At 33.7% G+C, this 12,007-nt stretch carries 14 protein-coding genes and 2 pseudogenes; 6 read left to right on the forward strand and 10 right to left on the reverse strand.

Annotated features, from left to right (window positions below):
• Positions 1-814: 814 nt before the first annotated feature.
• The 10 genes and pseudogenes from BAQ49_RS26710 to BAQ49_RS26750 all read right to left on the reverse strand — a co-directional run.
• Positions 815-1,489 (reverse strand): S-layer homology domain-containing protein, encoded by a 675-nt coding sequence (locus BAQ49_RS26710; protein WP_071747748.1) that lies wholly within the window; start codon positions 1,487-1,489, stop codon positions 815-817.
• Between the two features lie 449 nt (positions 1,490-1,938).
• Complete coding sequence (locus BAQ49_RS26715) at positions 1,939-2,673, reverse strand: ribonuclease (protein ID WP_084667575.1); 735 nt, start codon at positions 2,671-2,673, stop codon at positions 1,939-1,941.
• Between the two features lie 203 nt (positions 2,674-2,876).
• A complete protein-coding gene (locus BAQ49_RS26720) occupies positions 2,877-3,701 on the reverse strand; it encodes a membrane lipoprotein lipid attachment site-containing protein (protein WP_071747749.1) in 825 nt (274 codons plus the stop codon).
• Between the two features lie 73 nt (positions 3,702-3,774).
• Complete coding sequence (locus BAQ49_RS26725; protein ID WP_071747750.1) at positions 3,775-4,350, reverse strand: DUF4352 domain-containing protein; 576 nt, start codon at positions 4,348-4,350, stop codon at positions 3,775-3,777.
• 149 nt (positions 4,351-4,499) lie between these two features.
• Positions 4,500-4,601: pseudogene (locus BAQ49_RS34170) on the reverse strand (XRE family transcriptional regulator); the annotation flags it as partial.
• A 116-nt stretch (positions 4,602-4,717) separates the two neighbouring features.
• Complete coding sequence (locus BAQ49_RS26730) at positions 4,718-5,533, reverse strand: DUF5677 domain-containing protein (protein ID WP_071747751.1); 816 nt, start codon at positions 5,531-5,533, stop codon at positions 4,718-4,720.
• A gap of 56 nt (positions 5,534-5,589) precedes the next feature.
• On the reverse strand, positions 5,590-6,072 hold the full coding sequence (locus tag BAQ49_RS26735) for a PH domain-containing protein (RefSeq protein WP_071747752.1): 483 nt from the start codon (positions 6,070-6,072) through the stop codon (positions 5,590-5,592).
• 115 nt (positions 6,073-6,187) lie between these two features.
• Positions 6,188-6,841, reverse strand: a complete 654-nt coding sequence (locus BAQ49_RS26740) for a class D sortase, LPxTATN-specific (RefSeq protein ID WP_071747753.1) — start codon at positions 6,839-6,841, stop codon at positions 6,188-6,190.
• A 56-nt stretch (positions 6,842-6,897) separates the two neighbouring features.
• The gene (locus BAQ49_RS26745) at positions 6,898-7,470 is read right to left on the reverse strand and encodes an excalibur calcium-binding domain-containing protein (RefSeq protein WP_071747754.1); all 573 of its coding nucleotides are present in this window, start codon (positions 7,468-7,470) and stop codon (positions 6,898-6,900) included.
• 306 nt (positions 7,471-7,776) lie between these two features.
• A pseudogene (locus tag BAQ49_RS26750) lies at positions 7,777-8,199 on the reverse strand (ribonuclease); the annotation flags it as partial.
• 120 nt (positions 8,200-8,319) lie between these two features.
• On the opposite strand from BAQ49_RS26750, the gene BAQ49_RS26755 reads away from it, so the two are divergent.
• The 6 genes from BAQ49_RS26755 (at position 8,320) to BAQ49_RS26775 (ending at position 10,728) form a co-directional block, all read left to right on the forward strand.
• Positions 8,320-8,583 carry a hypothetical protein gene (locus tag BAQ49_RS26755; RefSeq protein ID WP_071747755.1) on the forward strand — a complete coding sequence of 88 codons (264 nt, stop codon included), beginning with the start codon at positions 8,320-8,322 and terminating at the stop codon, positions 8,581-8,583.
• A 96-nt stretch (positions 8,584-8,679) separates the two neighbouring features.
• Positions 8,680-8,814, forward strand: coding sequence for a Fur-regulated basic protein FbpA (locus tag BAQ49_RS26760; protein ID WP_000375383.1), 135 nt, complete (start codon positions 8,680-8,682; stop codon positions 8,812-8,814).
• A 64-nt stretch (positions 8,815-8,878) separates the two neighbouring features.
• Entirely contained in the window at positions 8,879-9,046 is a 168-nt protein-coding gene (locus tag BAQ49_RS33165) for a hypothetical protein (RefSeq protein WP_165616084.1), read from the forward strand.
• Between the two features lie 13 nt (positions 9,047-9,059).
• A complete protein-coding gene (dut, locus tag BAQ49_RS26765) occupies positions 9,060-9,506 on the forward strand; it encodes a dUTP diphosphatase (RefSeq protein ID WP_071747756.1) in 447 nt (148 codons plus the stop codon).
• Between the two features lie 659 nt (positions 9,507-10,165).
• A complete protein-coding gene (locus BAQ49_RS26770; RefSeq protein WP_002187109.1) occupies positions 10,166-10,360 on the forward strand; it encodes a MerR family transcriptional regulator in 195 nt (64 codons plus the stop codon).
• A gap of 2 nt (positions 10,361-10,362) precedes the next feature.
• The gene (locus BAQ49_RS26775; RefSeq protein WP_071747757.1) at positions 10,363-10,728 is read left to right on the forward strand and encodes a hypothetical protein; all 366 of its coding nucleotides are present in this window, start codon (positions 10,363-10,365) and stop codon (positions 10,726-10,728) included.
• Positions 10,729-12,007 lie beyond the last annotated feature (1,279 nt).

Consider the following 12,007-nt stretch of genomic DNA (forward strand, 5'->3'; position numbering starts at 1 on the left):
GGAAATGTATTGCTATAAATGTAAGCGCTTACTATAATGAAAGCATAAAGATAAATCACATCTTAGCATCAACAAAAGAGGAGGAAATAATATGACAATCGCAATGGCAGTTTTATCATTCTTAGGTGGAATCATCCCATTAGTAGGAGAGCTTTTAAAAGCAGTAATGTAAGTTCATTATTCCGCAATTATTTATAAAAATCATCATACCTTAATACGAAAAAAAGAGGAGGAAATAATATGGCAATCGCAATGGCAGTTTTAAAATTTGTAGGTGCAGCACTTCCATTAGTTCAAGAACTTTTAAAAGCATTTATGTAAGTTCATTATTTAGCAATTATTTATAAAAATTATCATACAAATGATCTGTATATCAAAGATGAATTGATGTGCAGATCATTTGTATGAGCAAAGTCCCTTTAGCCTTATGAAGGGACTTTTTTAAATTTCTACATACGTGAGGTTCCGTCACATCAAGTTAAAAGCACTTTTAAAACATTAAAAAGTACTTTTTATTTATTATAAATACGAATGTAAACTTTTACATATTAGTTTACATTCAAATATCCTAAAAAATTAACTCCATCCTGATTCCCCTGATATCCTCAAAATTAGCAAGGAAAGTATACATTCAAAACACTATAAACAAAGAGGTGAAAAATCTATCTCATTGATATCCAATCTATTAGCTCTTCTCAACTTCTGCCATACATTCAGGTTTGCTGTTTAGTCAAGGAGGAGTTACTTGTTATAACAGATATTTTATAAATTCCTACAAAGAAAAAACCAACTCGTATGAGTCGGTTTTAAATAGTTAGTTTACTTGAAGGGGTTTTGAAGCCGCTGGGATAGCTCTATATAAGAACATAGCTAACTGTTCACGTGTTGCAGGTCCCTCTGGATCAAATTGGTTATCACCTACACCACTAGTTATACTATTGCTATATAAAATTTTAATCTCTTCACTTGCCCAGTGACCTTGCGTATCAGTAAATTGATGATCAAATTTCTTAGTCAAACCAAAGGCAGTTCTAAACGCAACTGCAATTTCCGCTCGTGTTATATTACGCTTAGGATCAAATTTTCCATCCTTCAGATAGGGAAAAATGCCATTATTGTATAATGCTACAATTTCCTTTTTGAAATTTGAACCATCTATGTCATTGAAAGGTTTAGGATTCTTATAAGGACCGTCAGGAATCTTAATCATTCTGTATAAAAATACTGCTAATTCTTCACGTGTCACTTTATCTTTGATACCAAAATAACCATTACCATATCCTAGCATTATATTATGATCAACCATGTACTGAATCTCTTTATACGCCCAATGCGATTGAGGTACATCAATAAAACTACTTGCTTGAACGCTCGCTGCTTTTATATTCTGATTCAAGTTATCACTTGTTGTTTCAGCAAAAGAATTCTGCGTAAAAAAAGTCGTACCAAATACCGCTGCACATACACCTGAAATAATTATTTTTTTCATTTTTTTCTCTCCCAATTATAATAATTATGATTCTCCATATATAATTATATGCATATTTATAATCGTATAGCAATATTTTTTTATATTGGGATAAAACAAATATATAAACCCAAAAAAAGAATCCTTTAATCTTTTAAATATGCTGTAACAAAATAGTATATCAACATATCCATCAATTTAAGAATTTTATAACATCCCCAAAACAAAAAAATTGTACATTTTCACCTGAAGATATCAATTTTCTCGTTTTGGGGGAGTTACTTTACTTAGCTTGATGGGCATGTGACGATACCCTTTTAAGAAAAAAGAAAAGGCACCCTAAGGTGCCTTCCTCCGACTTGAACCACTTTACTTTTAATAATATGTATTGGACTCCCATCCGAATATTATTTTACCATGTTAAGTAATGTTAGTCATTGAGGAAAAAATAAAAGCACTCTTTCGAGTGCCTAATTTCGACTTACTCCTAATTTTGATTCAATTTCATTTAAGCTAGCTAGAGCGTTACTTAGTTTTTGATCGGAAAGCTTGATTGATTTTTGAGCTTCTTCCATTCTTTCTTTCAACGGAGCTACTCCTTTTACCCCTTGAGTTACAGCTTTTCCAGCATTACTTCTATAGTTAGTTGCTAGTCCAAACTCTACTCTGAATTTCTCAATCTTTTCTTTTAATACAGGATCAGTTAACTTTGAGTCACTTTTAAATTCTGTATTTTTCTTGGAAAGCGCATCATATCGATTTGTAACTGACTCCATTTTCTCTTTTAAAGCGTTCTTGTCAAGAGATTCAGGGTCCTTGCTTCCTTCTCCCCAAATAGCTTTCCAGTCCTGATTCCAAATTTCATCATATTCCTTTAACATTTCATCAATAGTAGGCTTAATTTCCTTTTCGTATGTAACCTTATCAGCATTTTCAGCTGGTTCAGTTTTTTCTTGACTCGGCTGTGTAGTTTCTTGAAGTGATCTAGTTTGCAATTTTTCATAGGAGTCTACTTTAGATTTCAACTCTTTGATTTGTGTTTTTAATTCTTGCTGCTCATTAAATTGTTGATCAATAACTTTATCCATATCTTTTTGTGAATACTTAGGTTTCATATCTTCTGATTTGGAATCCTTAAAAATAGCTACGGAAGCAATGATAGCTACTATTACAGCGATAATTCCAATGATTAGTTTTTTGTTCATTTATGTTCCTCCTAAAATACAATGTTATTATTATATAACAATTAAACAGTTATAGGTAGAAAAAAAGACACCCTAAGGTGCCTTCCTCCGACTTGAACCATCTTAATTTTAATAATATGTATTGGACTCCCATCCAAATATTATTTTACCATGTTAAGTTATATTGTTCATTGAGAAATATGGTTCAAATCTATATTTCTCATTTACTTGATTACATCACCAGCAACTCCGGATATTGCCATAATATCAATTATTTTATCTGATATGGTGGCTTCTTCTCCGCCTCCATAGTAGGCGTTTAATGCATCAATAAACCAATATGCATCGGCCGTTACTGATCTACCTGAAGATTTCATGGATTCAATCACAGTTTGAACATATATGAACTTATCATCAAATGACAACTTAATCCAATCCCTACCGGTTGCAATTCTAATCTTTTCTACTTCTTCATTAGCTGATGAGGAAGTACTAGTTGAAGGGGATGGGTTGCTACTTTCAGGTTTGATATATTTTCCATCTTTAGCACTTGCATCGTAAATGATATTATTTTCAGCAACACTTTTGTCTTTATCATCTAAGTGAAGCCACTCTCCAGTTAAGCCAGGTAGATCATAATTTGTGTAGTATTCGTGTTTCTCTGTTTTTAATACAACATTTAACAATTCACATTTAACGCCTTTTCCACAGTATAACTCTCCCTCACCATCTTTATCTTGCGGTGTTCCGCTTTGTTTCTTGATGATTTTACCTATGGATACTAAGTATTCATATTGTTCTTTAGGTTGTAAGTTATCAAATGAATCGTTAAGGTAAACTACGATATCATAATAATAATATGGATTTTCATCATTTTGATCTGATTTTTCTACTTCTTTATATGTTGCGGATATTAGATACTTTTTAATCTCTTTATCCTTCGGTATTTCGAAAACAATACTGTCTAAATTCTCAGTGGTAGGTTCTGGTCCATCACAACCTGCTAAAACTAACATCGCGGTGATAATAGTGAAAATGATTCTTTTCATAGTTTTCCTCAATTCTTGTTGTTTTTTCTAGATGTGATTAACAAAATAAAAGCACTCTTTCGAGTGCCTTTAACTATTCTACTTTTAATTTAATTTCTTTACCCATCATACCGCCGCGAGCCTTTAAAACTAAGCCTTGTGCGTCAGCAGGAACATCAAAGATAATTTTACCTGTTTGAGATAAACCAGGGTTAAGTTGTTTTAAGAAGAAATCAGAGCTTCCACCGTTACCTACATCGAAAGCAGTTTGAGCTTGTATAGAGTAAGTAAACTCACGATCTTTATTATCAACTAATTTGAAGCTGTTAGAATCAACAGTGATAGCATCTTTTTGATTGTTCGTAATAGTAATTTCAACTATTTTAAACACACCTTGTGCTTTTTCTTTTAAATATTCGCCACCAACAGAATCTACTGATTCAACAGATCCTACAGCGATGTTAACTTTAGAAGACTCACCTTCTTTAGAAAGTTCCTTTTTAGGTTCTTCTTTTTTAGGCTCATCTTTCTTCGTTTCTTGTTTAGCCTCTTGTTTTGGTTCAGTAGAAGTTGTTTTAGCTTCTTCTTTATCACTATTACCCGCAGCCCCAATTACTACGATAACAACGATAAGCCAGAACCACCATTTTTTGTAGAACGGTTTCTTCATGTTTGTTTCCTCCATCTGTCTGATATGTAAGATTTCCGAAACCATCATAACAGAAACAGTTACAACTGGTTTGTCGTAATTTGTCGAATGGAAATTGGAAATAATTTCTTCTATGATGAAAACAATAGAAGCACAACATGACATTTTCATCATAGAATATTTTTGTTGTTTTGCAGCATCTTCACGTACAAAGAAACTTGCTTAGCAAAACAACCTTACTGACATCCATCAAGCTCCTCATAAGCTCTTTGATGTCGTTACAAAATGTAAAATTTCTTACCAATTGTAAAAAAGAAAATATTGATGTATTGCCGTAAAAAAAGACACCCTAAGGTGCCTTCCTCCGACTTGAACCAAACATATATTTTTAAATTTTAGGTATAACAAAAGGATGGGTTTTAGATATTATTCCTATTTCTTTTGCGAATTTGATTAAATCAAGCTCATATTCAGGTGCTATAAGACTAATTATTCTCATCGTTATGCTTGTAAGTAATACTCTTGTGAGTTTAACAGTTTCATCAGTTATGTTATTGCGTATAGGTTGAAGTGCAAAATCTTCGTTTGTTAAGTCTCTGTGTTTTACAGCGCTTAATGCTTGATATCCATGAGCTTCCATAGATAAAATCCCATAAAGAAGATTCGTATCTTTATCTGCAATTTTATTAACAAGTTGGTTAACTGATGTAGGTCCATTGAATAATGAATACCATTTAGGTTCGTATCTAGTTTTTTTGTTAGTAAGTTCCCATTCATTCAACACTTTTTTAAACTGTCTTTTATTTAATATAGATTCAATTTCTTTTATATCCAGTTTGGAATCTTCTTCATTCTTAAATCCATTTGGATTGTCTGTAGTTAGAGGATTATTAGCAATTTTTAATTCTGCTTTTAAAAAACCAACATAATAAGAGAAAGCTCTGTCTTGAATTCTTCTTTTTTCTTGAAGGATATATATTAAAGATAAGAAAGTCTCCATAGCTGATCTCAATAAGACTCTAGCTGGTCCTTCGAGTTCGTGATCCGCTAAAATATAATTACCGTCAACTTGTTCAAGTAATTTTCTATAAAGAGCAATAATTACTTTATGCTCGATTGGTAATTCTTTTTTTCTTTCTAGGTTTTTGAGCGTTTCGTCTCCAAACTGGATGCTTTTACTTAATACTTCTAAGTATGGCTTCATAATTTTCAATTATCCCTTTCTATAAAACATAAAAGCACTCATTAGAGTGCTGATGTTTATTTCAATTTATTACGAATCGCTTTTAATACTCCATCGACATTGTAATCTGGAATGTTACTGATTGTACGTTTCTTTGTTCCTAACATTTTCTTTACTTTAAGATAAATAATCCCTGTATTCATAAGAGAAATCCCGAATAGACCTTGTGCAATATCGAAATCAACCTCTTTGATATCTTTATACTTCACTACCTCAGCTTCAGCGCCGCCAAATAAGCCGCCTTTCATCATTACCAGGTATAAGTTATGTCCCCCGACAACAATGAAACCAGTTTTTGTTAGTTTAGGATTAGCAACTTCAAAGTAGTGAATCGCTTCTTTAGCTTTCATAACCTTCTTTAAAGCATCGAAAGCATACTGATAGTAGTTACGTTCCGTTTTTGGAAATTCCTTTGATATTTCAACCATTTCTGCAAGTGTAACCGGGTATTCAATAACACCAAACCGCTCATCAATTTTAGTGTATTTTGGATTAGCCATATAATATCCCCTTTAAAATGTAAGATTTCTCAACCCATCATAACAAATCCAGTTACAACTAGTTCGTCACATTTTGTCGAATGAAAATAAAAAAAGAGAGCCGAGGCCCTCACTTTCAATGAATGGAGAGTAGAGATGCCTCAATTATGTATCGATCTGGAGCGTCTCCTATATAATTAAAAGGATAACAAGTTGTTAATGTTAATGTTGGCTCACTTTTGTCTACAATAACTGTTCGATCTTCTGAATCTGTTATCCAATGCTTGTTAATTCTATATGTATATGTTTTATTTTCATATTCCACGATAAGTTGGTCATTTTCCTTTAGTTGACCAAGCTCGGTAAAAACAGTATCTCTATGCCCACTTAAAACTGTATGCCCATTTCCAGATGGTGTAGTAGTTAAATCACTAACAAACATACCTACACCTTTTTTCAGTACTTTATCGTCAGCTCCCCAATATACAGAGTATTTCTTTTGTATTTTAGGGATAATTAAATATGCCACTTTATCTCCTAATTGATGGTTTACCTTTGAAGAGGGAATTTGTACAGGTTCTTCAGGTTGTAATGAAGTTTCAGTCTCTGTTTGATTGATGTTTGTTGTTTCATTTTCTTTAGAAGGCGTGGAGGTCTCATAGTGTTTCGCTTCGTTAGTCGTTAGCGACTCTGCTGATTGTCTAGCTCCATACCATTCTAGAAAATAATAGGAAAAGATAGTAAGTCCAATAACAGTTAAACATAAGCCTATCCATTGTTTTTTATTCACTTTTATCACTCCATTTGAAAACGACAGGATTTCTCCTGCCGTTTTAAGGAACTATTTTATGCGTTTGTCTTTTTACGACGGAACATTAATACAGATCCAGCTAATGCTAAGCCTAAGCTTGCTAACATCATTGTAACACCGTTTGATGCTGTATTAGGTAATTTTTCACCCTGTTTTTTAGTTTCTTTTTTCACAACTGTATTAGTATTTTTCTTTGTTTCTTTTGCAGTTGTTTGAGGCTTAGTATTTGTTGTTTGGTTATTTTGTTTTGAATTCTCTTGCTTAGTGTTTTCTTGTTTAGCAGGTTCTTGCTTAGTGTTTTCCTGCTTAGTATTTTCTTGTTTAGTTTGTTCTTGAGGTTTAGTAGTTTCTTTATTTTCTGTTGTAGTATTTGTGCTTGTTGGATACTTATAATCTTCACATGGAATGCCATCTTTATCATTGTCTAAACGATGTGGATCATTTCCAACACCATATCCGTTTTGATCCCAGAATGCTTGAGCATCTTGTTGGCTTTTAAAATGTTCACAGTTTTTTGTATCATTAGGACTTTTTGCTGCAAATGCAGAAGAACTGTACCCCACTGTTAATAATGTGACCGCTGTTGCTGAAGCTAATAGTTTTTTCATAATTTTCTCCATCTCCCTAAATGGTATGTATTTACATTGAAATATTTTACATTTAAAAAATTGAAAATACAATAATAATTTGTAGATAAATGTAAGATTTCTAGATAATAATAACAAACTATTAATTTGTATATTGTCATATTATGTCGAAGGTTAATAAAAAAGACACCCTAAGGTGCCTTCCTCCGACTTGAACCACTTTAATTTTAATAATATGTATTGGACTCCCATCCAAATATTATTTTACCACGTTAAGTTATTTTGTTCATTGAGAAGTATGGTTAAAATCTATATTTTATTATGATCTTAGTTGCGACTAACACCTAATTTTGATTCTACTTCAGTTAAGCTAGCTACAGCGTTAATTAGTTTTTGATCGGAAAGTTTAATAGATTTTTGAGCTTCTTCCATTCTACCTTTCAATGGAGCTATACCTTTTATCCCTTGAGTTACAGCTCTTCCAGCATTACTTCTATAGTTAGTTGCTAGTCCGAACTCCACTCTAAATTTCTCAATCTTTTCTTTTAATACAGGATCGGTTAGCTTTGCACCACTTTTAAATGCTGTATTTTTATTGGATAGTTCATCGTATCGATTTGTAATTGACTCCATTTTCTCTTTTAAAGCGTTCTTATCAATAGATGCAGGGTCTTTACTTGCATCTCCCCAAATAGGTCTCCAGTCCTGATTCCAAATTTCATCATATTCTTTTATCATAGCGTCAAATGAGGATAAAGATATTCTTGAAATAGCAAAAGAGCTAGGAAGGCATCAATTAGAAATCGCTGCATTAATCATGGATCAGGCAAATAAGAAGAAAATTAAATCTCGTCCAATGGGATTAGGGGCATGAAACAACTAACACTGGAGGATGTAGTCGGAAGTTTTGATTATAGCGCAACAAGTACAGCGGAAAGATTTTTGAAGAGTAATAGCGTTATGACGTACTCAGTAGAATTTTACGATAAAGACGAGAAGTGGAAGCTTCGTTGGTTTGAGGCGAAGTCCGAGGGCGCAGCTATAGAAATGGCTAAAAAGAAATACGGAAAGATACAAATCATTACTACTTATATTTCGGATAGAATCTTAGAGGAAATCATGAATTTGGATTAGGAGGCATAGCGCCATGACAATAAATAGATGGAATCCACAAAGGGCAGCGACTACATCTATAAGGAGAGCTACGAAGAAAAGAAGCTAGGAGGCAGCATGGACAGGAAACAAATCTACATCGATGTATTACTACAAAAGGGAATTTATAAAGAAGAAAAGACAGGGCGACAACTTTATGAGATGACTGAACAAGAGTTGTGGAATCTCATAAAAGGAGTGTATCAGGAATGATGGAGATGGAGAACGGTGTATATGAAATCACTAAGTTAATTAGCAAAGCAAAGGGAGGGAAGTAATGAAAAAAGATACCTTGGTGCAGGTGCAAAGTGAACTCCAAGTAGTAGAGAGTGAAATTCATAAGATGGAATATCACTTAGTGGGATTGGATAACGAGAAGCGGAAGACGAAGCTTTCCTTGGAAGTGTTGAAGAAACAGAAAGAGAAATTGAAAAGTTACTTATAAGGAGCGGGAAAGAATGAAATTAAGAGTGAAGATTAAGCGAGTAAAAGACGTGAAATTACCTAAATACGCTAAACCGGGCGATAGTGGTTTTGATCTAGTTGCAGCGGAGGACACAGTTATCTGGCCTGGCGAAAAAAAAGTTGTTCAAACTGGATTGGCTTTTGAGATTCCACCAGGATATGAATTGCAGGTGCGCCCGCGTAGCGGTATGACGCGTAATACAAAGTTACGAGTTTTTCTTGGAACGGTGGATAGTGGCTACCGCGGAGAAGTTGGAGTGCTGGTTGATAATACTGAAAGACCTAAAGCAGCCAATATACAAGTTCATGTTATCGAACGAGGAACAAGAATCGCTCAAGGCGTCATAACGCCAGTAATAACAGCTAATTTTGTTGAAGTAGACGAGTTATCTAATAGTAAGCGTGGCGTTGGTGGATTTGGATCTACGGGGGTAAAGTAAGACCAAATTTGAATTTTATTAAAAAATTGGACTAAAAGCATCGATAATGAGATGGGAAAAAGAGCATCATCACTGAAATGAAAAAGCCCTGCACACAGGGCATCTAAAAGATACCTTAGCAATAACGACGATTAGGGGGACGTATTAGCTAAGGTATCTGGATGGATGGCTGCATACTATGTATGCAATCAAGAGCATTGTTGAATGTATTGGGTTATTCAACACGTTCAGAATAACACGAAATTTCTGCTAACTCACTCGGTAAATTTATCCTAAAAATATTCGGTAGGATTTTTAGGTCTAAAATATGTTCATAAATTATAACAAAAGCGTTATTTTAAATGAAAAAGACCTAGAGTTAGGGCTCTAGGGCTTTTTGTGTCGGTATATCTCACACGGTTTTATAAAAAGAATAGAACGTACTGAAGATAACACATGAATGTTTCATAAATGTATCGAAAAAGTGAAAAAAATCAAAATTCGAATAAAAAAATAGCTCTTACAATTATGTAAGAGCCCCATAAACAGAGAAAAAGTCGTTTGTGAAACCATATGGGAATCACAATAACATTTTAACACCATGACATATAGTTGTCTACATGTCATGGTGTGGTAGAACTGAACAAAACCGCTATTTTATTAGAAAAGGAGAATGAACAATGAACTTAAAGGAGTACGTCGTTTATAAAGGTGAATCATTGCTATGTATCGGGACCATAAAGGAATGCGCTGATTATATGGGCGTACTTCCTGCAACAGTTCGTTTTTATACAAGACCAGCGTATCAAAGGAGAATATCGAATCGAAAGAATGCTAGAAATTATATAACTGTTACGGAACTTGAGGAGGATTAATGATGAAAGAAAACAGCGTGAAATTAAACAATATTACAGCTTGGATGATCTTTAACGTTTTTACAATGGACGATTCATTTATTGAAGAGGTCGAGGTATCTTGTGGTGAAGATATCGAAAGCTTTATGAAAATGTATTTGAATGAAAATTGGAATGAGCTATTTGAAACGAAATCATATTTAAGGGATATATGTGATGCCTCATTTCAAGGCATTCAATTAAAGGCCAGTGATGAAAAAGAACAACATGTATGTTGCGTAGATTTATTGAATGGAGCGCGACATTCTAGTGTAGTAATTGATATGAAAGCTTTAGGAGACGTTAACGCAGATAAGATTAAAAAAATCAGAGAGATTATAAACTCTTAATAAAAATTTCATTTTGTAGAAAAAAAACCCTAGTTTCCTAGGGTAATGGTATAACAGCTCAATATATTTTATTCTTTTATATTGTAACGTAATATTATGTTAAAAACATCAGGGAAATGTAACCAATTGCAGAAAATAAGAGCAGCTAGCAAAAGCTAACTGCTCCCTGCAAGGAGATACAGAGAAAACTATGTTAAATGAATTCTGGCTAACAGCCTATCTACAGTATTGACGGAATAATTGATAATTAAACGAAGGATGTATTAAATAGTCTTATTTTAATTTAGGATTGATTCCAAAAAAAGTGACATACCAACAAAATACAAAATTATTAAAAGGAAAATTGTTATGAAAATAACTAAAAAAATCATTTTCATCAGTGGATCTCCTTTATGAATAATATTAATTTTTATCCAGAATTTTAACAAAATAATCCTTTGCGCGACACGTTTCCTTATAAGTGTGTAAACACGAAATGGGAGGGTCATCAATTTGATAACAACAACTGATTGACTGAAAGTAGGAATGAAAGCCGTCAGGTTGAGCTGAAACTACTTATCTAATATTCCTACATGCAAGGAGTGATAGTAGTCACAAATTGTATGAAGCTAGGTGAAGTCGGCTGAACAAAACCTAAGTGAGAAATCATATAGTAATGGATAGGTCGGGATGCTACAAAACATCTATGGTGAGAATGTCTAAAATAACGGACTGGCGAACTTGCGAATATACGGGTCTAAATTATTAATACATAAGAAATATGTATGTCGTCAATGACGATGTTATCTACCGAAAAGTAAGATTAAAGGATATGAAATTCGGAACATCTAACGATGATGATGTAAAGATAACAGGCTTACAGCAAGCACCTAAGGATATATGTATAGCTAGGTCAATCGGAACGTGGTAAGCAAGAAACTGTCACCAACGCCTACTAGCGGACAGATGCATATAAGGTTCTAACGAACCGAAATTGCTTCATTCTTGTGAAAGTGGGGACACAGTGCCGACGAAACATGTAACGAATGTGGAGGGATAGTCTCTAGTCTTGTTCTTTGAAAACTAAATTAACTAGATGTAACTCACAGGATCGAGTAAGATGATGGGACTTTTCGTAAGAAAGGGGAATTAATACGTTGGTGAGTACAACATTGTTTGTAATCTAGTTGCTTTAGTATAGCAGAATAAGATGGGGCGCTGTATGCGATGAAAGTGTGCGCCATGTCATTCATGGTTGGGATTGTCCAAACATTGGACCAAAGCCCTTGGAAAATGCTTT

This window comes from Bacillus proteolyticus (assembly GCF_001884065.1).
GTDB lineage: Bacteria > Bacillota > Bacilli > Bacillales > Bacillaceae_G > Bacillus_A > Bacillus_A proteolyticus.